General features: G+C 44.5%; 21 protein-coding genes. 6 read left to right on the top strand and 15 right to left on the bottom strand.

The window, feature by feature from the left end; genetic code table 11:
• Positions 1-13: 13 nt before the first annotated feature.
• From GJS45_RS18040 to GJS45_RS17985, 12 genes are all read right to left on the bottom strand, one after another.
• Positions 14-2,131, bottom strand: a complete 2,118-nt coding sequence (locus GJS45_RS18040; protein ID WP_162343271.1) for a PQQ-dependent dehydrogenase, methanol/ethanol family — start codon at positions 2,129-2,131, stop codon at positions 14-16.
• Between the two features lie 227 nt (positions 2,132-2,358).
• Positions 2,359-2,787, bottom strand: a complete 429-nt coding sequence (locus tag GJS45_RS18035) for a nuclear transport factor 2 family protein (protein WP_162343270.1) — start codon at positions 2,785-2,787, stop codon at positions 2,359-2,361.
• Positions 2,788-3,146: 359 nt separating this feature from the next.
• On the bottom strand, positions 3,147-5,564 hold the full coding sequence (locus GJS45_RS18030) for an outer membrane beta-barrel protein (RefSeq protein ID WP_162343269.1): 2,418 nt from the start codon (positions 5,562-5,564) through the stop codon (positions 3,147-3,149).
• 150 nt (positions 5,565-5,714) lie between these two features.
• Positions 5,715-6,233, bottom strand: a complete 519-nt coding sequence (locus GJS45_RS18025; RefSeq protein ID WP_162343268.1) for a nuclear transport factor 2-like protein — start codon at positions 6,231-6,233, stop codon at positions 5,715-5,717.
• A gap of 383 nt (positions 6,234-6,616) precedes the next feature.
• On the bottom strand, positions 6,617-6,772 hold the full coding sequence (locus tag GJS45_RS18020; protein ID WP_162343267.1) for a hypothetical protein: 156 nt from the start codon (positions 6,770-6,772) through the stop codon (positions 6,617-6,619).
• A gap of 28 nt (positions 6,773-6,800) precedes the next feature.
• On the bottom strand, positions 6,801-8,429 hold the full coding sequence (locus tag GJS45_RS18015; RefSeq protein WP_162343266.1) for a potassium channel family protein: 1,629 nt from the start codon (positions 8,427-8,429) through the stop codon (positions 6,801-6,803).
• A 223-nt stretch (positions 8,430-8,652) separates the two neighbouring features.
• Positions 8,653-9,567 (bottom strand): CHAD domain-containing protein, encoded by a 915-nt coding sequence (locus GJS45_RS18010; protein WP_162343265.1) that lies wholly within the window; start codon positions 9,565-9,567, stop codon positions 8,653-8,655.
• A 392-nt stretch (positions 9,568-9,959) separates the two neighbouring features.
• Entirely contained in the window at positions 9,960-10,391 is a 432-nt protein-coding gene (locus GJS45_RS18005) for a PepSY-associated TM helix domain-containing protein (protein ID WP_235954849.1), read from the bottom strand.
• Between the two features lie 95 nt (positions 10,392-10,486).
• Entirely contained in the window at positions 10,487-11,488 is a 1,002-nt protein-coding gene (locus tag GJS45_RS18000) for a 3-keto-disaccharide hydrolase (RefSeq protein WP_162343264.1), read from the bottom strand.
• Between the two features lie 43 nt (positions 11,489-11,531).
• On the bottom strand, positions 11,532-12,287 hold the full coding sequence (locus GJS45_RS17995; protein ID WP_162343263.1) for a DUF5995 family protein: 756 nt from the start codon (positions 12,285-12,287) through the stop codon (positions 11,532-11,534).
• 298 nt (positions 12,288-12,585) lie between these two features.
• Positions 12,586-12,918 (bottom strand): hypothetical protein, encoded by a 333-nt coding sequence (locus GJS45_RS17990; protein ID WP_162343262.1) that lies wholly within the window; start codon positions 12,916-12,918, stop codon positions 12,586-12,588.
• The gene (locus GJS45_RS17985) at positions 12,915-14,486 is read right to left on the bottom strand and encodes a sulfatase (RefSeq protein ID WP_162343261.1); all 1,572 of its coding nucleotides are present in this window, start codon (positions 14,484-14,486) and stop codon (positions 12,915-12,917) included. Before GJS45_RS17985 ends, GJS45_RS17990 begins: the two co-directional genes overlap by 4 nt.
• 52 nt (positions 14,487-14,538) lie before the next feature.
• On the opposite strand from GJS45_RS17985, the gene GJS45_RS17980 reads away from it, so the two are divergent.
• The 3 genes from GJS45_RS17980 to GJS45_RS17970 all read left to right on the top strand — a co-directional run bounded on the left by GJS45_RS17980 (position 14,539) and on the right by GJS45_RS17970 (position 16,022).
• Entirely contained in the window at positions 14,539-14,793 is a 255-nt protein-coding gene (locus GJS45_RS17980) for a hypothetical protein (RefSeq protein ID WP_162343260.1), read from the top strand.
• A gap of 343 nt (positions 14,794-15,136) precedes the next feature.
• Positions 15,137-15,565 (top strand): hypothetical protein, encoded by a 429-nt coding sequence (locus GJS45_RS17975; protein ID WP_162343259.1) that lies wholly within the window; start codon positions 15,137-15,139, stop codon positions 15,563-15,565.
• On the top strand, positions 15,552-16,022 hold the full coding sequence (locus GJS45_RS17970) for a hypothetical protein (RefSeq protein ID WP_162343258.1): 471 nt from the start codon (positions 15,552-15,554) through the stop codon (positions 16,020-16,022). The genes GJS45_RS17975 and GJS45_RS17970 overlap by 14 nt, the downstream gene beginning before the upstream one ends.
• Positions 16,023-16,100: 78 nt before the next feature.
• On the opposite strand, the gene GJS45_RS17965 is transcribed toward GJS45_RS17970, so the two are convergent.
• Positions 16,101-17,360, bottom strand: coding sequence for a DUF6786 family protein (locus GJS45_RS17965; RefSeq protein WP_235954848.1), 1,260 nt, complete (start codon positions 17,358-17,360; stop codon positions 16,101-16,103).
• Between the two features lie 204 nt (positions 17,361-17,564).
• On the opposite strand from GJS45_RS17965, the gene GJS45_RS17960 reads away from it, so the two are divergent.
• Together GJS45_RS17960 and GJS45_RS24120 are read left to right on the top strand one after the other, a co-directional pair.
• Positions 17,565-17,792: a DUF433 domain-containing protein gene (locus tag GJS45_RS17960; RefSeq protein ID WP_162343256.1), complete on the top strand. Its 228-nt coding sequence runs from the start codon at positions 17,565-17,567 to the stop codon at positions 17,790-17,792.
• Positions 17,789-18,094 (top strand): DUF5615 family PIN-like protein, encoded by a 306-nt coding sequence (locus GJS45_RS24120; protein ID WP_162343255.1) that lies wholly within the window; start codon positions 17,789-17,791, stop codon positions 18,092-18,094. The genes GJS45_RS17960 and GJS45_RS24120 overlap by 4 nt, the downstream gene beginning before the upstream one ends.
• Before the next feature lie 68 nt (positions 18,095-18,162).
• On the opposite strand, the gene GJS45_RS17950 is transcribed toward GJS45_RS24120, so the two are convergent.
• Both GJS45_RS17950 and GJS45_RS17945 read right to left on the bottom strand, forming a co-directional pair.
• Positions 18,163-19,359, bottom strand: coding sequence for an ATP-binding protein (locus GJS45_RS17950; RefSeq protein WP_162343254.1), 1,197 nt, complete (start codon positions 19,357-19,359; stop codon positions 18,163-18,165).
• A gap of 147 nt (positions 19,360-19,506) precedes the next feature.
• A complete protein-coding gene (locus GJS45_RS17945; protein WP_162343253.1) occupies positions 19,507-20,106 on the bottom strand; it encodes a Uma2 family endonuclease in 600 nt (199 codons plus the stop codon).
• A 345-nt stretch (positions 20,107-20,451) separates the two neighbouring features.
• Between GJS45_RS17945 and GJS45_RS17940 the strand changes: the two genes are divergently transcribed.
• Complete coding sequence (locus tag GJS45_RS17940) at positions 20,452-21,549, top strand: peroxiredoxin family protein (protein WP_162343252.1); 1,098 nt, start codon at positions 20,452-20,454, stop codon at positions 21,547-21,549.
• Positions 21,550-21,868: the final 319 nt, after the last annotated feature.

Below are 21,868 nucleotides of genomic sequence, written 5' to 3'. Positions count from 1 at the left end.
GCATGACCTAAGCTTAATGCGATCCCACCTCTTTCCTAGGATTGTTTGTGCTAAGTGTCCTATCCGAAGTTGAAGTTTCCATGGCCCTTTGCCTGACATAATGCCGCAAATCCTCCAGCTCTCTGTCCGTAATTTCAGGTTGTCCCGGCATCCCACTTCCTGCTAAAATGCCATCGCGCACAACAGAAGAAAAAGCTTCTTTGTTTAAAACAAGAGCCGATGCCCTCAGGTCCGGTGCCATGCCTCCGGCAATTAAACCAGGTCCATGGCAACCACCGCAGCTACCGTATACTATGGCTCCTCTTGCTGCCATCTCATCGTTGATTGTAAAATTAGGATCATTCAGAGGTTCGGGAAAATAGGGCGGTGGAAGAGCGGCCATCTCTGCAGAACCCTCCAGCGAAAAGCTGATCAAGCGCCGGCTATGGATGCCATACGACCAACCCAGTTCGGCAGCATCCGCACTCAGCCCGGCAAAACCGCCGCCAAAGCCAACCAGCAGCGATATATATTGCCTTCCGTTAATCGTGTAGGTGATTGGTGGAGCAGAAATACCCAGCCCGGCATCAAACTCCCACAGGATTTCTCCCGTTGATGCTTCATAAGCTAATAATTTGCCGTCCGACCGCCCCTGGAAAACCAGGTTTCCGGCCGTGGTCAATGTACCGGCATTCCAAAATGTCTCCTGTGGCAGATGCCAGGCCACCTCTTGTTTAACTGGGTCCCAGGCTTGCAGAGATGCACTATATTCCCTGGGTTGTTTATCAGAAAATCTATAGCGCACTCCAACTCCACCGGTAAATTCCCGGGCCTGCCAGTTCTCAAGCTCGATCTCTTCATCGGAAAAATTTGTTGAAAGATGATGGGTGGGAATATAGGCCAGCCCGGTTTGCGGATTGTATGACATGGCCTGCCAGTTATGAGCACCCCACGGGCTGGGGGTGATATCAGCTGGTCTGTCCTCATACCGTGAACCTTCCACTTCTACGGGACGGCCTGTTTTCATATCAATTTGGGAGGCCCAGGTAGTTTCAACATAGGGTTCTGCGGAAATCAATTTACCCGTTTTGCGGTCAATTACATAGAAAAAGCCATTCTTTGGTGCGTGCAGAATAGCTTTTCTCTCCTCCCCCTCAATATTCAGGTCAGCCAGAATAATGTCCATATTGGAGGTATAGTCCCAGGTATCTCCCGGTGTGGTCTGGTAGTGCCAGATGTATTCGCCCGTATCCGGGTTCAGCGCCACGATACAGCTTAAAAAAAGATTATCACCACCGCCTGGGCTTCTGATTTTCCGGTTCCACGGCGATCCGTTACCCGTTCCGATATAGAGCATATCCAGTTCGGCGTCATAGGTAAACCCGTGCCAGGCATTTCCGCCCCCGCCGTGCTTCCACCAGTCGCCGGTCCAGGTCTCAGCCGCCATTTTCATGGCTGCATTTTCGAAGCCGTCGGCCGGGTTTCCGGGAACAATATAGAATTTCCACGCCTCCTCACCGGTATCCGCATCATAAGCGGTAACCCAGCCGCGGGTCGGGCCATTTTCCGTTCCGCCGTTGCCGATCAGCACTTTCCCCTTGAAAGCCTTGGGAGCTCCCGTAATGTATAGGGAACGCTCCATATCATAGGTACGAACCGACCAGATCTCGGCACCGGTGTCGGCATTAATGGCAATCAGCCTGCCATCCCAGGTGGCGGCAAAAATCCTGCCTTCATAAAACGAGATCCCCCGGCTGTGAGCCCATCCAATTTTCCTCTTTCCCTTTACTTCGTCAACTACTTTGGGGTCATATTCCCATATCAACGCGCCGTTCGTTGCATCCACCGCCCTGATGATATTCATGGTTCCGGTAAAGTACATCACGCCATTTACCACCAGAGGTGTTGACACCAGGCCTACATCGTTTGGGAGTTCCATGAACCAATCCACCTTCAGGTCAGCCACATTATTGGTATTGATGTCAGTTGCAGGACTATACCGCCGCTCGTTGTGTGTACGTCCGTACGCAAGCCAGTCAGAGGTCTGCTCCTCATCGGCAATAGCAACATCGGCGTAGTGAGGGGTTTGATTTTTATTTCCGCAAGAAACCAATAGCAATAGTCCGATTAAGGCTGTTACGGTTTTTTCCATGATTTATTTAAGTTATATCTTTAAACCTTTAGGTTTATCGAGGACAAGGATTATGGTTTTGGCCATAGTTTTTTTTATGATTCAGTAGGCTTCCCAAAGGTGCTTAGACGGTTTAGAACTTGATTCCAAGGTCGTTGATTGCGAACTGGTTGAAATAGACCATTGGAGATTTTTTTCCAGGATCCTGATAATCGAGCATCCGGGTATAGTCCGAGACCGGATTGGTTTTACTCATTCATAGCATCATGTAATTTTTTTGTATCCACATATTGTTGAAAAGCGATCACTTTCCCATCCTTAAGTGTCCAGAAATGCGCCACTTGGGCATCATAACTATTGCCATTATTGCGTTTGGCATCATAGCGTAGATTGGCCAATACTTTGTCGTTATACATCTCGTGGAGCTCGATATCCTTCAAGTTAAAATATTCATGTTCTGCACCGATGCGGGCAAAAACACCATTCAGTACCGCTTCCGGTCCTTTGTATGGATTGCCATCTGCATAGGCATTGCCTTCGGCCTCATTCCAGACTATATTTGAATCCATCATTCCCAGAACTGTCGGGATATCGCCTGTAGCAAATGCTTTGTAAAGTCCTTCTATAATGGACTTGTTTTGGGTGGCAATTTTTAAATCATCTTCATGTGCTTTCATAAATATTCTTTCTGTTTTAATTTGTTAAGCTACTTTATAACTTTTCCAAAGTTCCAAACTTTGGAAAAGTTGGTTAGTATGGTTTATGTACTTCCAATTCGATTTCAATTAAGAATTCCGGCATGGAAATATCCGTAGGCTATGGGTCTCAATCAGAAGTATTCTGGTTTTTCTGATTTCATAGGAATCGTATATTTGAATCGTATATTTTTTTATTTTGGAAAAATCAATGACGGACTCAATGATCTGACCTTCAGTATTAATCAGTTAGAATTTAATCTTTCAAATTTTGAAATAAAACCCATCAAGGACGAGGCCACCCCTTTTTTGTCCGAATGCATCAATTTATTTTCTTTTGATCAATTGGTCACCCTTTTCTGTTCTTCCTGGGAGCCTACTTTTCTGTCTCTGGTACCTTTGATCTTACTGTTACCAAACTTGTAGGTGTAGGTGGCCATAAACACCCTTTTTTCAAACTTAAACCTCACGTTGAGTTCCAAATCAGCACCTTCCATTGATCTCGCTCTAAGTTGACTGGTTTCGAATATGTCGTTGCAGGATACCCTCAATACCCCGGCTTTTTCAAAGTTTTTCTGGATGCCGATATTCACAAAGCCGCGCGAGAGCATTTTGTAATAGCCGAAAATGCCGGGAGACATGTAATTTCCCATCAATTCAATGGTATATTTTTTGGGTAGGGTAAACGTATTGGTAAGCACCGCCTGAATCCCTTTCTGGTCAACTTCAAACACCTGGCCGTTATGCTCTGAAAGGACCCGTTGATAATTTGCCGTTAAGTTGTTTTGGGTTTCCCACCAGGGAGTCACTATTAAAGGAAATGCAAGTATCACGGCAACCGTCTGCCTTTGGTCGATATTTTCGGTTTTTAGAAACACCGTATTGGTTTCCTCATCCAGGGTAGGTTGAAAACGTTGGATTAAGTTTTTATCCACACTGTACTGTATCGAGAAGATCCAGCTTTTGTGGGAATAATCTGTCTTGAGGGTATTGGTATAAGTAGGCAGGATGTTTTCATTTCCGGCAAAAAGCGTATACGGATCAGAAAAAAACACAAAAGGAGCTATTTCATTGAAGGTAGGTCGGGTGATCCTCCGTCCGTAAGAAAGCTGCACCAGGTTATCAGCATTGATCTTTCTGGAAAAAAAGGCCGTTGGAAAGAAATCACCGTAATGCCTGTCAACGATTTCCTCTCCGGACACCGTTGTCAAATTGGTTTTGGTGTTTTCGTACCTGACTCCGGCATTCAAGCCGGTCTTTTCATTAAATTCAATTTTTGCGGCGGAAAAAACGGCCAGTATGTCCTCATGGAGAAGGCCGTTGCTGCTGAAATTGGGATTTACTTTCCAGTTTGATCTAAGTTTTTCTTCGAATACTACGTTATTGGTCAGAATTGAAAAAGCACCCCTGATGCCTGATTCGACCGATATGGCGTTTCCCATTTTCATCGAATGATTGAGGTCTGTCACCCAAAGCTCGATAGGTGTTTCCTTGGCTATGCGGTACTCTTCCGAAAAGCTGAGATCATTGGATTCATCGTATTTTAAAAGGGTATACCCTGATGGATTGGAATTTTTGTAGGTCAGGTAATCTACATTGGTACTGATGACCTGACCATTTTTAAAAGTATGCTGCAGATTGATATTGCCCATAATATGACTCCATTGGTTTTCTTCAACCGTTGTCATCCGGACAAGGGTGTCCGGGGAAATGGAATAATTGGATTTGGTTGTATTGGGTGCGGTCATATTCCAGCGGTTAGTATAGCCGCTGACCAAGCCACTAAGGATCGTATTGGATGCTAATTTGTAGTCAAACCCTGCCTGGTAATTGATAGCCTTTCTATTGGCGATTCGTTCGCTATACGAATCGAAACCGATGTCTTCAAACCCATTGTTGTTCCCTCTAAATTGTTCCCATTCCTGAACCTGATCTACATAAGTCGTGGACAAAAGACCAAACCAACTGAATTTTGGACCCTGATGGTTGAGATTGAGGCTCATATTGCCGTTATAGCCCGATCCATAGCCTTGGCCGACCGTCAGAGAACCGTTGGTGCCTATTATATCGTTGTCTTTTTTCATCACAATATTGATAAATCCGGCATCTCCGTCCGCATCATAGTTGGCCGGAGGGACGGTAATGATTTCGATCTTTTCCACATCGCTTGAATTCAGCCCCGCCAGCATCTGATACGCTGCCTCCAGGGGCATTCTGAACCGTTGGCCATTCATCAGGATAACCACGCCGTTTTTCCCTAAAACGGAAAGGGTATTGCTTTGCCTGTTCACCATTACCCCGGGAGACCTGTCCAGCACATCGATGACGGACAAACCCGCAGCAGAAACGCTGTTCGCCACATTGACCACCATTTTCCCCTGTTCCAACTCAAAAAGAGGCCGGATGGCGGTTACCGTCACTTCATCCAGGTCCTGGTCTTCTTCCTTCAATAAGATAGCCGCCAACTCATTTTTTTCAGTCCCCAAAAAAGGGAACACAGGGGAATACCTTTTGGCGTATCCCAGGATCGTTACTTCCACAAAGTATTGCCCTTTTGGGATGTCCGTAAATACATAGTTTCCGGATTCATCGGAAATGGCCCCTTTGATCAGGGAGGAATCCGGCTCGTTTCTTAGCAATACACTGGCATAGGATATCCCTTTTGTCTGGGAATCAAGAATCTTTCCCTGGATCATTCCTTGAGAAAAAACGCCAGATGCCAATAGACAAAGCAGTATGGCAATTAAGGGGGACTTCATTGGGTTAGAATAAAATTTTTAGTGGGTTATTTTTTTCAGCGTTAACTCTTCAAGACAAGCCAAAAAATGCCTTTTGATCGGAGAAATAAATCCCCTTGGCGATCTCAAGGTCACCAAAGGAAATATGATATGATGAAGGTGGTGATTTACTCAATTAGCCGGAGGAGTCACCTTAAACCCCTGCGTTTGTAGAATATTAAGCATGTCATACCAGTATCTCATAAACGTAATTTTACCATTTTCCATACGGGAGGCAGAGTGGTAGGGAACTTCAATTGTGTCCCCACTTGCCTTGTTTGTAAGCGTGTTTATTCCCCATGACAGGATCCATTCGCCTTCATTCCAGTTATTACTCACTTTGACAGGCAGATAAAGCTCCTGCGAAAGGCTGTGCCTGAATTGGTTGGTACTATTGGTGTAATATTCGTTGTGCTGTGCCACTGTAAGTGAGTCCAAGCCTCCGCCCAAACCATAAATCATAGCTCCTTTTGCGAATTGAGCGTTCATTGTGGCCACATCACCTGCTTGAAGTGCGTTCGCATAGGTTTGGGCTGCTTCCATCGCTTTTGCTGCATTCTGAAATTCCAGCGTTACTTCCTGTGCCATTGAAAGAGTGGTTGTCAATATCAGCAGGAAGGCAGATGCTATGACGGTTTTGAAAATTTTCATGGTAAATGGGTTTGATTGGTAAGAAAGGGGAAAAGTTTATGTAATCGACTAAATATAAATTGATTAGTAGTGATTGGAAAGAGGGGCAGGACGAATGGATGGTTTAATTGTCCGAAGTCAATAGAATTGTTTCCGGAGCAAGTTTTGAAGAACGGATTCTGAGGCCCATTTAAAAAATATACATGCCCGCTCCAAAAAGCGGGGGGAAATTATGCCCATTTCATGCCTGTAACTATCAAATAGGCAACCATCAAAGGACGAAAAGCAACGGCAGAAGGTCTCCGGAAATTTGGAATAGAAGTAAGGGGATAGCAATGAGCACTCAAAAACAAATCTCCTAGGACCATAAAAAATTATACTATAGGAAAATCCAACAATTGCTTTTATTTCCTAAGAAAAACCTTTTGCTCGATGTCCAAATGGGTGTATTTCGACATGCTTCCGGGGATAATAATCACGGTGATATAGTATTGCAAGTACCAAATCTGCAGGTCTGTTTTCCTCAAAAGGGATTGGTCGGCTTTCCTGCGTTCAAGCATGCCTAAGTAATTTTTAATTTTAACGAGTTTAGTAGATGTACGTTTCCTCAAACTGCCGGATACTTTCATCGGTTCCGGCTATAATCACCTCATCTTGATCTTGAAATCGAAAGGTTTTGGGGTCCAGGGTAGAAATTTTTTCACCTTTTCGTATGACGGCAAGTATGGTGCAGCCGGTTTCAGCTCGCACATCGCTTTTGGCCAGGGTAGTTCCTGAAAGACTACCAGCAGGCAACTGCACGAGGTTAATCCGTTTTTCTGCCGCTAAGGAGGTTTCGTCCTCAAATATGTTGGAGGCAAGCATACGGGCACTGACCGTGGCGAGGGACTGAACATAATCTGCTCCGGCATGGTACAGTTTTTTTACATTTTCAATATTATTGGCCCGTACGATGATATGCATTTTGCTGTTCATATTTCTCGCCAGTAAGGTGGCAAATAGTGCCATTGTATCGTCCTGAATGGTGATAATCATGGCCGATGCCTCACTAACGCCAGCTTCCAGGAGTGTTTCAGTTTTCCGGATATCACCGACCACGTGTACCCCTTCTTTTTCCCGAATGTCAATGACTTTTACTTCTATACTCTTCGTCTTCAGCACCTCAAAAGCAGCCTTTCCGGAAAGGCCATAGCCGACGATCAGTACCATTTTTCGGGTAAAATGCCGGATGGTCGCTTCCGCCTTTTTATTGAGCCTGGCGAGTTCCTCCTTGTCCCCGGCAACAAGCAAACGTATTTTTGGTTTTAAAATCAGATCAATAGGGACTGGGCTTCTAAACTCACCATTTTGCCAGGCACCAATAATATTCAGGTGGTATTTGTCGAGTAAATGCGCCTCACCAATAGATTGGTTACAAAGTTCGCTTCCGTCCTCAATGTCAATCTCGATTAATTCGACTGTACGATCAATCTCTACACTATTTTTGATGGAAATGGCGGGAACCTGGACCGCCAGGCTTTTTCCAATGAGTTGTCTTGGGGAGATGGTCGTATCGACCCCTGCCATTTTATAATATTTTTCCTTTTCTTCATCTTCCAGCACCGCAATTATTTTGATCGTTTTATGGGTATTTCTGATAGAAAAGACGATGCTTATATTTTTGTCGGTGGTTGAATTGAGAACGACGGTTTTTGCACTTGTTAACCCAGCCGCTTCCAACGTAGACTCCATCTCGGGATCGCCTACCATGACCTCCATGCCAGATCTCAAAAGAGCAATTGCCTTTTCCTCGCGGGATTCTACAATGACGTAGTCCTGGTTTCGGGAAACAAGCTCTTTAATTAGTACTTCGGCGTGACTTGAGTAAGTACAAATAATGACATGATTTCTTTTTGTCACTTTGGTCGGCGGGGATTTTTCGAGGGCTCCTTTTAGAAAAGGCAGGAAAAAAACGGGAAAAGCGATAAAGACAAGTAGCACTCCGGTCAGGTTCATGATGAGCACGAAGTAGTTTAAGAAATCACTTTCCCAAGGCGAAAACCCTCCATAGCCACTGGTTGTCAACGATTCTACGACTACCTGCAAGGCCTGCGGAAAGGTGACATCGCGATTTTCAAAAAAAGCCATGGACCATAAAAAGATTTCCGCATAGAAAACGATAATTGCAGCCACTATGAGTAATGCGATCGCAATTCTTGATCTAAGGTCTTTTTGCATAGGCAGACGAATTGGTAAAAGGACGGATAAAGTCTTTATCCGAATGGTTTTAGAGTCTTTTTTTTACTAAATCCTCAGTTTATTGTTTTTATGATTTAATGTACGTAAAAGGGACTGGTTTATAAAACAGAAATTGAATACTCGGTACACCTTAAAGGCACGGTCCCGGAAATTTTACGCAGGCGAAATAGTAGAATATGGTTTAAATTCAACAGTTTATTGATCAAACAGGCTCTGCTTCTGAATCAAAAGCCTCCCATGCTGCGCGAAGCAGCTCCGTGAAAATTTTTGGCTTAAGATGATACAATCGCTTTCCTAATTTGAGTGCATGGGTCTGTAATTTTGCTCTTTGGTAGTTGATGAGCGATTTTAATAACTGATAGGATTCGGGACCCGAGAATTGATTTCTATTTTTTTCAACCTCCGTTTCCAGCATAAAAAGATCGCGATCATCCCCCAGGTAATCTGATAGGTCATGTAATTCATCTTCCCAGAATGTTAGAAAACCCGGCCAGGTCCGGTGCAACAAGTCGAGTTGATAGCGTAGGTATTTAACCCGCTTTCGCCATTCGTGAAAATCTTCGGCCCTTTTTTTCTCTTTCGCTTGTGCATACCCCTTCCGACCCCTTTTGTAGACGCGTCCGATTGATGCTGATAGATCAGTAAAAGATTGAATGTCAATCGGCCAATGGGTGATGTTTACACACTTTGCTGAGAGGTGTGTTTTAATGACGGTCAGAACACCCCTGTCTTTCAATAAATCAGCAGTCATTTGGTCACGTGTTGCAATTAAGTAATCCCTGAATTGACCAAAGGTGTGCTTATAGAGTTGATCCTCGTAGAGGCCATAGAGATTGTCCAGCGCCTCAATGATTGAGGTGGTGTCACGGATAGCGGAGAGTCTTCGTCCTTCATCTCTAAAAAAGGCATTTTCTTCCTTATAAAATGGAATATGGTCACGAATAAGGCGTAAAATGCCTCTGGTTTTTTTGAATCTTTTGCGTATTTCGTGAATGATGTCATGAGGATCATTTTCCGATTCGGATGCGATTAGCTGAAATGCTTCCGTGCACTGCTCTTTGAGTTTTGATTTTAACCCCTCCGAAAAATCCGTTTTTGCTGCTATTTGTAGACTCATTGTATCCTTACGTCACGTTATTTTACTTCGAATCAAAAGAACTTCCACCCTTCATCACCTGAATGGACTACGGGTTTGGACGGTGTATCTTCCGATCAATCGTCGGCCATTTATCGACTTAATATAGCCACAATCACTCAAAAAAAACAACCAAACTATATAGAAAAGCCCTTTCGGATTCTCGGTTACCTGTATTTTGTTTTTTTGGCAGGCAGCACCTTTGGGCACGGATCTTTTTTACGGGTCTGCTTCAGATAGTAGGGCGGGAACCAGGTATTTAGGAGGTAAAAGGCGTTGTATTTATCTCACCAGGTGCTTTTTATGGCTTCTTTTGTGTTTACCATTCCAAATAATAAAACCAGTGATCGGCAGCGTTGCTGCAATTACAGCGGCTAAACATACCATAATCCTTCCCGGAAGCCCCAGAATACTCCCAAAAGTAAGTTTCGGTGGAGTTTTTTTAAATAATTAATCCAGCCCTTATTCATATCTTGTAAATGAATCAGTTCTGCCGAATAAGGGTTTAGTTGTGCGAGATAATAGGTACCAGGGGCGTACAACAGTACTTCGATGCTGCTTTCCGGGTCGCGGTAGAGGGCCGTCCGGAAATCTCCCTCGGGAAAGGTTTTTTCCAGGCTGTGTCGTAGGTCAGTGATGGAGACAACCGGTTTGTCCTGTGCTGCCACGGCTTGATGGTAGGCAAGCCGACTGAATTCCGGTTCCCAGGTATAAATCGCACCGGAAAGCGCAATGACGAAAAACAACAGCCCCGTCCCCAGTCCAAGGATCAGGTGTAAACGCGTAAGCAGTTTTCGAATAGACATGCGGAAATACGACATTCGCTGGCAGCCTAAATCCCTTATCCGGCCACGGCTATTTTGTGCATACCGGATAAGGGGTGGAGGATTGGAATCCTTGCTTATTTCTCAATGGGCGTCAAAACAATGTTCCGGTAACTCACCTTGCCATGATCTCCCTGCAGGTAGATTGGCCCGGGGGCCAGTACATCGGCACTCATAGCCCCACCGGTTGGTCCCCAGGCGGGCTCATTGTCAATGATTTTTTTACCATTCAATATTACCGTAACGTGGCGATCAACCAAGGTGATATCCATGGTCTGCCATTCGCCAGCGGGTTTTTCAGCAGCTTGGCTGGGGGTAATGCGGCTGTATAAAGCTCCCATATGGTGTGAATCAAGCGGTTTTCCGTAAGAATCCACTACCTGGATTTCATAGATACCACGCAGGTATACCCCGCTGTTATTTCCCTCTGGCACGTTGACTTCCAGTTTAAGGTTAAAGTCTTCAAATTCCTGTTGGGTGCGAATGTTGCCATAGGATAGATGCTCTCCATTTTCTGGCTGTACGGGATCGTTTACCAAAACGCCGTTTTCCGCGGTAAAGCCATTGGATTGATTGGGATTCATCAGTTCCCAACCGCTAAGGTCCCCGCCGTTGAACAAGGAAATGGGATTTCCATAGCTGAGTTTAGACAGGTCTGGTTTTTCCGGCATGGAAGGCATGCGTTTGCCGGTAAAATCGGATTGGTACTCTCCGTTTCTTCCAGGCCCAGTCATGGTTCCTTTTAGGGAGTCTCCGGATTTCTCTACCCGCAGGGTATGGGTGAGGATGTGGGTTCGGTCCTCACTTTTTCGGGAGTTGGTGGTTCTTGTGACTACCAGCGTGTTTTCATCGGCCAGGTAAACATTGGCTACGGGTAGCACACTTCCTCCTATCCAAAGCAGTTCGGCATCGAGGTATCCTTTTTCTTCACTGACATGCAGCCATCCGACCCCACCGCCTTCAATTTCCAGGCCCCACATGCCTAGAAATGGGTTGGCAAGCCGGGTTTCCGCAGCAGCATTTCCAATACTGCCTGCCAGCATAAGTAGGGATAAGATTGGGATTTTAAATCGTTTCATAATGTATTTTTTAGTTTTTTCTTGGATTTATTTTATTCTTAGTTTAATCTGCTCGTAGTTTGGAAATGACGACACTGACTTCTTTTGTTTCAAACGCATGAATCAATTTAAGAAACAACCATATCGTCGGGGAGGTAGGTGATTTGATAAGCCTGCTAAGGAATAGCACCACCCGATCTATCTTGTTTATAGCCCGTTCACTACGCTTCTCGTCCAAGGACCATAGGCGTTTGGCGGCATTCCAGGATTGCAGACGAGCCTTTCGCATGCTAAAATTAATGATTTTTTCGTCTTTGTTTTTGCCAATCAGGTCAAGCAGAAACATTAGAGGCGATACCCTGCTGAGGCGGTCTTGCAACTCATTGGTAATCTGAAAAAGAATGTCGTTCACTTTATGGAAATCATTTTCGATGGCATGGATGTCCTTACCCTCCATTACCGTAGCCGCCGCCACGGCAAGATCCAGATTGATATGGGCATTCATACCCAGGAGGATGTGTTGAACAATCGTCAGGGGCTTGTCTACCTGATCAAAGGCGTATGCCCAGGCGGCACTTACCTCTTGGTTATTTTTATAGGCTTCATAGGCATCCAGGTATAGTCGGGCAAAAACGACGTCAAATTCCTCTAGCAGCTCGTTATCCTCAAAATTACCCAGAGAAATCTCGGAAGCGATCTCAAAAGTAGTACGCCGGTAGATGTACGCAAACAAGCCGGTCCTGCTGTTGTTCTCGATGCTCTCTTCTATGATCCGATCGAGTTCCTTGAGCACATCTTGAATGGTAGTGGTTTCGGGCATAGCGTTACATGTATTACTACTAAGAAATAAAATCAGGCTGGCTTAAAGATCGCTAACCAAGCGTGAAAATAGTGGATTCGATTGATAAGTGTAGCTATTTTTATACCTATGAACATTTTTTTTACTGGGGAATATCCAACCAGGGGCTAAATGGTCCAAAGAGTAAACGAACCAGAAACAGGTCAACCTTTTACTCTATGTTATATCGGTACTTGTACCGAACCTCATTCAGTAGTATCTCGAAGGATTTATCCGATAGCCATTGGGGCATTCCTCCGGCTGTTACTTGTTTCATGCCTTAAATAGGCTCGAATTCATTCGATTGTTTACGGTATTTCACGGAATTCAGCGATGCTTCTTCGAGGGAAACGGTCCTGCCTTCTTTGGCGGTTTGGTAAGCCGCATATAGGATATTCACGTAATAGACTGTCCGATCGATGCCAGCGAGTGGCTCCCGCTCTTCCTGTATCACCTTTATGAAATTTGCAATCCCGGCGGCACTTTCCTGTGTCAGGGGACAGACACCCCTTCCTGCTACCTGTTCCGGCGGTACGTTCCGGTAATTTTCCAGATGCATAGGTGTCTGGTAGTGGGCACCGACCATTCCTATTCCTATCGTTTTTTTCGTCATAGGGCCTCAAAGTTATCCTTTTTCACCTTTCCATCCTCATCAACGGTATATCCCTGAGGCGTCCCTTTCTCCCAGGTCAATTGAGGTAACATGTCGCGCAACACGTTTCGGTGTTCTTCGATGACCGGTTGGTTTTCTTTTTTATAGGCGATGTTTTCCCATTCATTGGGGTCGTTCGCGTGATCGTAAAGCTCTTCCAGATTGATCTCCGGATAATAAATATACCGGTACCGCATGCTTCTCACGGCATGTCCGGTGACTCCATTCGGTTTGGGGTTACCAAATTTATAGCTGGATATGACCGGTGCCGTCTCGGTATCTGGGTCGTTTAGTTGGGGCAGCAGGCTTTTCCCATCCAGATGGGCGGGCTGCTCAAAGCCCGTCAGATCCACCAGGGTGGGGTACAGATCCATTAGGCTTACCGGTTGGTCACAGCGGCTCCCTGCCTGCTCCATACCGGGAACGGAAATGAGCAAGGGTACCCGGGTGGACCGTTCCCAGAGGGTGAACTTTTCAATGTTGTCTTTTTCACCCATGTGCATGCCATGGTCGGACCATAACACTACAATGGTATTATCGGCGTAGGCTGATTTTTCCAGGGCATCCAGCAATCGTCCCACCATCGCATCGGAGAAGGTGATGGAGGCAGCATAGGATTGGATAATTTTTTCCCATTGCTGGTTCTCCAGCACCCATTCCATGATCCAACGCCGCCCATGATCAAAGGCATCCTCCAGGTCGTCTTTTCGTCGTTCTGGCAGGACAATGTTTTCCAGGGGATACCTATCGAAATATTTTTGGGGAACTTCCCAGGGATCATGGGGTTTCCACATGCCCGCAGCCAGAAAAAAGGGTTTGTCCTGCGGCTGAAGGAGTTGGTGACTTGCCCAATCCACTACATGGTAGTCGGCCATTTTTTCATCCGGAACAGGGATGGCACCCCAGGTCCACCATCCGTCTGCCCCGCCACCGGGTCGGTTCTCGTTGTCTACGTCCTCCGGATAGATGACCTCGTCAGGGGCACGAATTTGAAAGGGGTGGGAAATATAGGGGCTGGGGTAGTAAAAATCCCAGTTGGCCGGCTCCACCTGGCTGGTGGGGGTCCAGGGAGGTGCCTGGCTGTGGTAGATTTTACCGGCGCCCAGTGTTTTATAGCCGTTTTGCTTGAAAAATTGCTCCAGGGTTACGACTCCTTTTAATGCCTCGAATTCCCGCCACTTCGGGCCATCACCCCAATGCACATTTTCGGCCCCCGAGCGGGCATGGTGTACGCCGCTAAGAATGGCTGCGCGGGTGGGCGCACAGGCCGGTGCCGGGGTGTGGGCGTTGGTAAACACCATGGAAGCAGCCGCAAGCCGATCGATGTTGGGCGTATGGATTTTCATTCCGGCATGTCCGGCCAAAAAACCGGCCCAATCGTTCATATCGTCTACCGCGATAAACAAAATATTTGGCTTCTCCACCGCCTTTTCTTGCGGGGCACTGCAGGCATGGAGCAGCAGGACCATTGCTGCTAACATAGGAAGACTGTAGGGATATAATGTTCTCATGGGGTTTCTTTTTTTCATTTTTTATATCGTGACTATCCTTTTAAAAGTTGACCGCTAGGACTGGTTGAAAATGCCTTGGGCCGAAAAGGCTCTGCCCGGCAGCAGCGAGGCTGGTTTCAGAAAAGAACGACTATTGGGCATTACACTCATCTCAAAAGAAAATATTAGTGGTTATGGAATAATGAAAAATAAAAATAGGTCAAAAGCCCCATTTGATCAACTTTTTAACGGAAAAATTCCTGTGCAACCTACGTTCGTGGACATCATCACGTTTTTTGGGGCAGTGGTGCGCTACGAAGCAAATGGGTACACGCCATTTTATTGATTACCGACCATTCAAAGGTGCACAACTCCTGTTCCAAAGGAAGAATAAGAGCTTGTCCACCAAAACCGGGAGGGATTTTTTCAGCATTTTCAAATTATTGACGCCTAAGTTAATAGAATCATCCCGACTAGGTTAGGGATAGTTGGAGAAAAAACCAACAACGAGAGTCCGATTTAAGCCTGTGGCTTGTTTCCTTATTGATGGGTAATTGGGGTTTAGATGTAGCGTTTTCACCACTTGATGCGTAATGGCTATATTAGGCGTAAAATTTAGTACATTGATTCAGATCTTTATCACGCACCTCTATTCTAATCGAATGATGTTTTTAAGCAGATAAAAAATAATGAATAAGGAGTCGATTGGGAATAGCCATTTTCTTATGATCCTGCTCGCTCTGGTTGGTTTTTGCGCTGGAGGTTGTTTGGAAAAAGAGGCTGAAGAAGTCTGTCTTCAAGGGCGGTATACAGGGACCTATTGCGACGGGATGGTCGTTGAGATTTTGGGAGAAAGTGATATTGCAATGAATTGGGAGGGAATGTTCCATTCCGAGACCTACGCCCATTCCGTCGTTGCCAGCGTAGACACTCTTTTTCTCTCCCAGTTGCCTGATAGAACAGAACTTGAGGAGTTTATTCTAGCTGGAAATAGTTTCTATTTTCAATACAGAATCGGGGGGTATCCCCGAAAACAGTACAGCATTTGCGAACCATCCCCGTTTATTACCATTTCAACTATCTCTAAAACCAGGTGCCATGACCATGTCGAAATTTAAATTTTTTGAGATCAAGCCATTTGCAGTTTTTACAGGTAATTGGTTGATTTGGGTAGGAATGGTTTTTCTTTTACCGATTCTTGGCGGATGCCAGGACAATGATGAAACACCCGTTTTTCAGGCCGAAGGGTACCTGATTGGCCACCATCCCTGCGTTCGCGATGCTACAGTAACAACAAGTAAAGGAGAAGGCAAAGGCTACCTGGTGGCAACCCTAGGTGCTAGTCCCGATACCTTGATGCTGTTTGGGTTACCAACCGATATGTTTGATGTTCCACTGGAATGGAACAGTTTTTTGCCAGAAGAGAGTCGTGATGGGTTCAAAATGAAGTTTTCCTATCAGGTGTCAAAAGAAAGCATTGGTTCACGATACCATTGTAATGGCTATTTTCCAGGGCGTATATTGCGCTATCTGGATCCAGAATATATAGTCTTGAAGGCGGAAAAAATCAATTGAGCTTGGGTTCGAAGACCTGAATAGGTCACCTGAAAGGATGAATCTTGCGATAGGGCGGATCAGCTTGAAAGTAATTGCTTATTTCGGATTAAATACCCCATTAATCTCAGCGATGGAAATCCCCAATAATTGCCGGGTGATTTTATCCAATCTGCTTTCGTTTCCGGTAAAGTGGTAAACATGGTGGAAATGCTCCATACTTTCGCCTGGAGAAAGAAAGGCAGCGGAAGAAACACTCTCTAATTCGTAAAACGGCCCCATCTGGCTACCATCCTCCAATGGTCCGTCGTTGTAGGCGTTGACCGCATCTCCTTTGAAGGGATCGGCTTCGGTGTTCCATTCCTGATTGAGGTAGGGCAATTCCGATGCGACATCGAAGGTAGTAATCGTCAATACCTTGTGGAGGGGATCGTAGCTGCCGGCCATAGGAAGGGCTCTTTCGGGAGAGACACCTACTTTCCCTCTGCTTTGGCCATCGGCCTTTAGGAACAGGTGGTTGTTGGTGATGGCTATTCTTTCCTCCGGAATCGTTCCGAAATAGTTGGTGGTGAGGCCTGCTTTTGTTTCGTTTGGTTGGAGAGGTAGCACAATGGTGGTTTCCGGGCTGGGTTTGAACATGTCCAACACCCAGATGCAGGGAGCTCCGGTTTCTCGGGTCCATGGAAAGTCTCCGGTATTTTGAATGGAATTGATGGTTTCATATCCTACCATCTTGATGGAGGAGACATCGGTTGTCAATCCCGTGTTAGCTATAATACCTTCCTTTTCCAGAAGGGTAATGGTCCGTTGGATCTTCAATGCAAACTCGGTGCCCTGATAGTTGGTGATCGATGTGGATTTGGTCATGGATACGTCCCTGCGGCCCGCCTCGATTTTTTCCCAGGCTTCGTGGTCGATGGCTGCAGGGGTATGCCAGTTTTCAAATTCCATTTTTTTCCCTGGTTCGAAGAATAAAGAGAAGGTATTTCCTTCCGGTCCCAGCCATAGGCGGCTTTCGCCTCCATAGGCATTCATGTGCTTGTCCAGGGGGCCTTCAAATGCTTCGTAGTTTATCCAGCCAAAGCTTTCTCCATCGTCCCCTGCTGCGGTGGAAGTAAAAACCTTGCCCTGGTATTTGGGGGATACCAGGACTTTGGCCTGTTTGTCTTCCGTACTCAGCTCGATAAGTTGCGGATCGTATTTTTCTAAAAACGTTTTATCCTGCAAAAAATGAGTTGGTACATCTTCTGAGGTTTGATTACGGTTTTTAGGCGCTGAGCAAGCGGTAGTAACGATTAAAATGCTGAGAAAAGCTAAAATAAGTGGGGATTTGTTCATTTCGGGTGAATTAATAGTCATTCTATACGCAATTATACCATTAAACCCAGATTATCCAATAGGGCTCGTAGTGGTTCCTTCAACTGACAGGAGGATTATTACTCATATTGAGTATATGAAAATTTGAATTTACAAATCGAAAAAACAAATTCCTGAACTGGCGGTGTCTTTCGGATACCTATTGAAAGTATTAAATAGTGTATATTTACAAAAAAGATTTGCGCCATGGTAGACTACAAACAGATAATCACCATTGAACCCGGAAAGCGTGGAGGTAAACCATGCATAAGGGGAATGCGGATTACGGTAAGTGATATTTTAGGTTGGCTGGCCTCAGGAATGACGTTTCAGGATATCATTGCTGATTTTGACGAATTGACTGAAGAAGATATCTATGCTGCATTACGTTTTGCAGCTAATAGGGAAAACAGGATATTTCAATTAGCTGTTTGAAGCTTTTGTTCGATCAACATATTTCTCACAAAATATTAAAATTTATCCCCAACCAATTTTCAGCTTCAAGCACTGTCAAAAAGGAAGGTTTGCTGAATGCTACTGACCGTGAAATTTGGGATTTTGCCAGGAGAAACGGCTATAGCATCGTTACAAATGATTCTGATTTTAATGATTTAAATTTGTTGTATGGATTTCTTCCAAAAATCATTTGGATCCGAACAGGTAATCTTCCTACCAAGAACCTGGCTAACCTACTGATAGCAAATGCGGAGAAAATTATTAATCAAGCATTAAACTGAAATTGAGGATGCGAAATGAGAAAGGGAATAGGCCTCAAATTCCTGAAGCAGTAGTGGCGATCTAAGTTTCAATATAGAAAACCAAAAAGCCATAAAGGAACCTTCGTGCCAAACCCAATTTCTATGTCGTCTGCTGCAACCAGGAATGACGGTTCCGTTTTTACCTGGGTGGCTTTTTTATTTTTGCCCCCTACTTCAATATGGATTCCAGACGCAAAAAAATCACCTGATTGGGGCAAGGTGACAGGTAGTTTTGCATTGATTAATTGGTTAAGCAAAAAGGTTTCTCTGATTGCTCCCAGGTCTGGGTGGGTTTTCATGGCAAAAGCCAAATTGGTGTTTTCCAGGTAAACCTTTTCCGGCTTTTGTAAGGTTGAGACTCCTTTTTCCTTGGCTAAAAGCAGATTTAGCATCCGGGCTTTGTCCAAGTGGACAAGCCATCCGTAAACGGTTTCTCTGCTTACATCCAACTTCCTGGCCAATGCGGAGATATTGGGTTTGAACGGAACTGACTCAGCCAGTACCCCTAAAAGTTTTTTAACCTTGAATGCAGTCCCTTGGCTATATCCTTGGATAAATGCCAAATCTGTTTCCACCACGGTATTTATTGTCTGGTTCAAGCGTAAGGGAAGTTCTTCCGGGATACTCTCTTTAAAGTAGGGGAAATAGCCATGTCGTAGGTATTGCTTAAAAAATGGCAAAGGCTGTATTGCATTGACAATATCCCTGGCAAGTTCATTCGGTCTGCTTGTCAGATCATTCCAGGGGATTGCCGGAATTTCCAGGTTTGCCTCCAAATTTAAAAATTCCCGAAATGACAACCCCGGCAAATCATAGGAGATCACCCGTCGACTTAAGTCAGCCTCACCTCTATAAATATCCAGTGCAGAAGAAGAGGAAAAAACAACCCTTAAATCCGGATACCCATCGTAAATATTCTTTAATTCTCTGGACCAATTTGGATATTTATGTACCTCATCAATAAATAAAAACCTGCCTCCATTTTTATAGAATTCATCCGCTGTTTCTACCAGATTGTGTGTGTAAAACCAATAATGGTCCGCAGTTATGTACAAAACCTTTTCGCGAGGTTGTTTCAGATGGTAACGGATATATTGCAAGATCAAGGTGGTTTTCCCTGAGCCACGGGGACCCTTAATGGCAAGCATCCGTTGCTCCCAATTAATGATTTGCATTAGAAAACGAAAGAAGGCATCATCTATCTGCTTGATTAGATTGTCATGAAAGTTATACAAAATATCCATACTTTTGTCATCTATACCTGACAAAAGTAATCAATAATTGTCAATAATTGGCGACAAATATACGATTAGATTACCTTGTCCTTAGGATCAGGGTGGTTTAGAAGTTCTCCCATTTATTATAATTAAATAAAACTGTCTAACCTGAACTTACAACTCTCCAAACACCTCATCCAAATCCAATTCAAAACCAGGAAGAGCCTGTGACCTTACCCGATCCCCAAAAGTAAACAGCCGGGAGGGGAGGTATTTCCCGGCTTTCAGGGTGTAGATCAGCAAGGTTCGTTCATCCGGATGTACTACCCAGTATTCCTTCACACCGGAGGTCTCGTACACTTCGTATTTTAGTTGAATCTCTTTCTTGTTATTTCCCGGAGAGAGGATCTCAACGATCAGGTCCGGGGCACCCACGCAGCCCAGTTCATCCAGTTTCTCCGGATCACAGACCACACAGAGATCCGGCTGCACCACGGTATCGATTTTGTCAGGGTCCCTGGAGGAAACGGGTAAACGCACACCAAAAGGAGCAGAAAATACTTCGCAGCGTTTTCCCTGAAGGAAATTACAAATGGGGTTAAAAATTTTCCTGGAGATTCGTTGATGAATAAGCCTGGGCGCTGCTGCCTGTCTGAATACGTTTCCCCGGATCAGCTCCACCATCTCATCCAACTGCCAGGAGAGGTAATCGGCATAGGAATAGTGTCCATAACCGGCAATGGGTTCTTTGATCTTATCTTGGGGCTTTTCCATAGTTGCTATACCAATTAAGAACTGTTTCTAAAGATAACAAGATTTGGGCAAATCCGCCAGAAGTAAAAACCTGACAATTCGGAATCGGCGTTGCAACTACCGAACAGCCCGATTCATCGCATCATCGAACCATCATCTGATCAGACAAACGGTTCGGTTCTGCTTTCCGAAACCTATTCACCGTGTGTTACTTTTGGTAATTACGGGGATTACAAATCCCCTGTATCTGTACCACGGAATTACAAATTCCGAGGAGCTGCTTACCTGGGGTGGTCATTGTTAGGGAAAATCAAATTAATTTTTTATTTTTCATAACCTAATCTTTAACTAAATATCGCAACAACCATGGCAAGATTATTCCTGATTACCGGCTTTATTTGGTTATTATTAAGCTGTCAATCCAATCCAGAGGATGTCCTCGAGCTGGCAAAGGAAAAAATGGAAGAAAATGCATATATCTCCTACAGCTATTTTTCCCTTTGGCCCGACATGATAGGGGAAAATGACACCATTGCAGGTACCTCCCAATTTAAAAGAAATAAAAACACCTATTTTGATTATGATTTTATAAGCCAACGGGATAAATATGACCTCATCTATGTTGGAGATGAATTCAAGCAAATCCTTCACGGGGATAGTATGGTTATTGTGTATACAACAAAAGACATCGAAAGGGAATCTATTCGAATGAATAAGCTGATGGTAACAAATTATTCTCCTATGATGCTTTTGAAAGCAGGGGAATGGAGGTACAGAAGGGACACAGCCATTTTAGATAAGCAGCTTTTGGATTTTTTTATAGTGGAAACGGATACTGTAATAAAAGACATGAATATTTATACCGAAAACCATCTTTTTATAAATCCTCATTCAGCTTTGGTGGAGCGTTACGAAAGGAGGCTTTATCACGATGGTAAAGAAAAACAGTTTATAATTTATACCTTTTCTGATTATGATTTCCATAACGATTCTTTGGAACTCACTTATTCCTATCCCAGCCATTATGTGTCTAAAATGGCCAGCGAAAAGGAAAAGCTGCATCGTTTAAAAGCAGGTCTTCCTGCTCCTGAATTTGAGCTAATGGATATGGAAGGGCGAAACATCAACCTATCAGATCTCAGGGGGCAAAAAGTGTTGATTAATTTTTCTATGATCAATTGTGGTTGGTGTAAAGTTGCCCTCGACAATTTCAATGAAGAAGAATTTGAATTCGCCGAGGGGATTACCGCTTTGTATATTAATCCTGTGGACAGTAAGGAGGATATGGCAAAATACCTGAAGAAATTCACTGTTCCTTTTCCCGTTATCCCCGAAGCCAAATCGGTCGGCAAATCCTATGGAGTAAGCGGATACCCGACTTTTTACCTGATAAATGAAAAAGGAGTAATTGAAAATGTTATTTCCGGATACCAAGAGGATTTTATTAATAGTTTAAGAAGGTAATTATTGGAGCACCTTTTTTCCTACCCTGAAATTTACCTTTGTATTGTATCTGTCCGTAAACCCATCTTTCAGGAATTCTAAATAGGTATGTTGGGAATATTAGTTAGGGCCTGCTGGTAAAACTAAAAAAACAAAACCAGCCCAGAGAACTTTCTGGGCTGGTTTTAAGATCTGGGATTCTTTGAGTTTTTCAGCAGGCCCTACTTAAAATATTTACGTCATGGTGGACTGCGAATCACCAAACGATCACATGATGGTACAAACGGTTCGGTTCTGCTTTCCGAAACCTATTCGCCGTGTGTTACTTTTGGCAATTCCG

This window comes from Cyclobacterium salsum, assembly GCF_010119245.1.
GTDB classification, from domain to species: domain Bacteria; phylum Bacteroidota; class Bacteroidia; order Cytophagales; family Cyclobacteriaceae; genus Cyclobacterium; species Cyclobacterium salsum.
The sequence above is the reverse complement of the archived record's forward strand: the minus strand, read 5'-3'. Positions and strand labels throughout refer to the sequence as shown.

What these genes read in the sequence shown, in the direction of transcription:
- GJS45_RS18000 (WP_162343264.1), bottom strand. Translation starts at nt 11,488, where the DNA reads ATGAAACGATTTAAAATCCCAATCTTATCCCTACTTATGCTGGCAGGC.
- GJS45_RS17950 (WP_162343254.1), bottom strand. Translation starts at nt 19,359, where the DNA reads ATGGATATTTTGTATAACTTTCATGACAATCTAATCAAGCAGATAGAT.
- GJS45_RS17945 (WP_162343253.1), bottom strand. Translation starts at nt 20,106, where the DNA reads ATGGAAAAGCCCCAAGATAAGATCAAAGAACCCATTGCCGGTTATGGA.
- GJS45_RS17975 (WP_162343259.1), top strand. Translation starts at nt 15,137, where the DNA reads ATGAATAAGGAGTCGATTGGGAATAGCCATTTTCTTATGATCCTGCTC.
- GJS45_RS17940 (WP_162343252.1), top strand. Translation starts at nt 20,452, where the DNA reads ATGGCAAGATTATTCCTGATTACCGGCTTTATTTGGTTATTATTAAGC.
- GJS45_RS17965 (WP_235954848.1), bottom strand. Translation starts at nt 17,360, where the DNA reads ATGACTATTAATTCACCCGAAATGAACAAATCCCCACTTATTTTAGCT.
- GJS45_RS18035 (WP_162343270.1), bottom strand. Translation starts at nt 2,787, where the DNA reads ATGAAAGCACATGAAGATGATTTAAAAATTGCCACCCAAAACAAGTCC.
- GJS45_RS17995 (WP_162343263.1), bottom strand. Translation starts at nt 12,287, where the DNA reads ATGCCCGAAACCACTACCATTCAAGATGTGCTCAAGGAACTCGATCGG.
- GJS45_RS18015 (WP_162343266.1), bottom strand. Translation starts at nt 8,429, where the DNA reads ATGCAAAAAGACCTTAGATCAAGAATTGCGATCGCATTACTCATAGTG.
- GJS45_RS18025 (WP_162343268.1), bottom strand. Translation starts at nt 6,233, where the DNA reads ATGAAAATTTTCAAAACCGTCATAGCATCTGCCTTCCTGCTGATATTG.
- GJS45_RS17970 (WP_162343258.1), top strand. Translation starts at nt 15,552, where the DNA reads ATGTCGAAATTTAAATTTTTTGAGATCAAGCCATTTGCAGTTTTTACA.
- GJS45_RS18030 (WP_162343269.1), bottom strand. Translation starts at nt 5,564, where the DNA reads ATGAAGTCCCCCTTAATTGCCATACTGCTTTGTCTATTGGCATCTGGC.
- GJS45_RS17980 (WP_162343260.1), top strand. Translation starts at nt 14,539, where the DNA reads ATGCCTTGGGCCGAAAAGGCTCTGCCCGGCAGCAGCGAGGCTGGTTTC.
- GJS45_RS18040 (WP_162343271.1), bottom strand. Translation starts at nt 2,131, where the DNA reads ATGGAAAAAACCGTAACAGCCTTAATCGGACTATTGCTATTGGTTTCT.
- GJS45_RS17960 (WP_162343256.1), top strand. Translation starts at nt 17,565, where the DNA reads ATGGTAGACTACAAACAGATAATCACCATTGAACCCGGAAAGCGTGGA.
- GJS45_RS17985 (WP_162343261.1), bottom strand. Translation starts at nt 14,486, where the DNA reads ATGAAAAAAAGAAACCCCATGAGAACATTATATCCCTACAGTCTTCCT.
- GJS45_RS18010 (WP_162343265.1), bottom strand. Translation starts at nt 9,567, where the DNA reads ATGAGTCTACAAATAGCAGCAAAAACGGATTTTTCGGAGGGGTTAAAA.
- GJS45_RS17990 (WP_162343262.1), bottom strand. Translation starts at nt 12,918, where the DNA reads ATGACGAAAAAAACGATAGGAATAGGAATGGTCGGTGCCCACTACCAG.
- GJS45_RS18020 (WP_162343267.1), bottom strand. Translation starts at nt 6,772, where the DNA reads ATGCTTGAACGCAGGAAAGCCGACCAATCCCTTTTGAGGAAAACAGAC.
- GJS45_RS18005 (WP_235954849.1), bottom strand. Translation starts at nt 10,391, where the DNA reads ATGTCTATTCGAAAACTGCTTACGCGTTTACACCTGATCCTTGGACTG.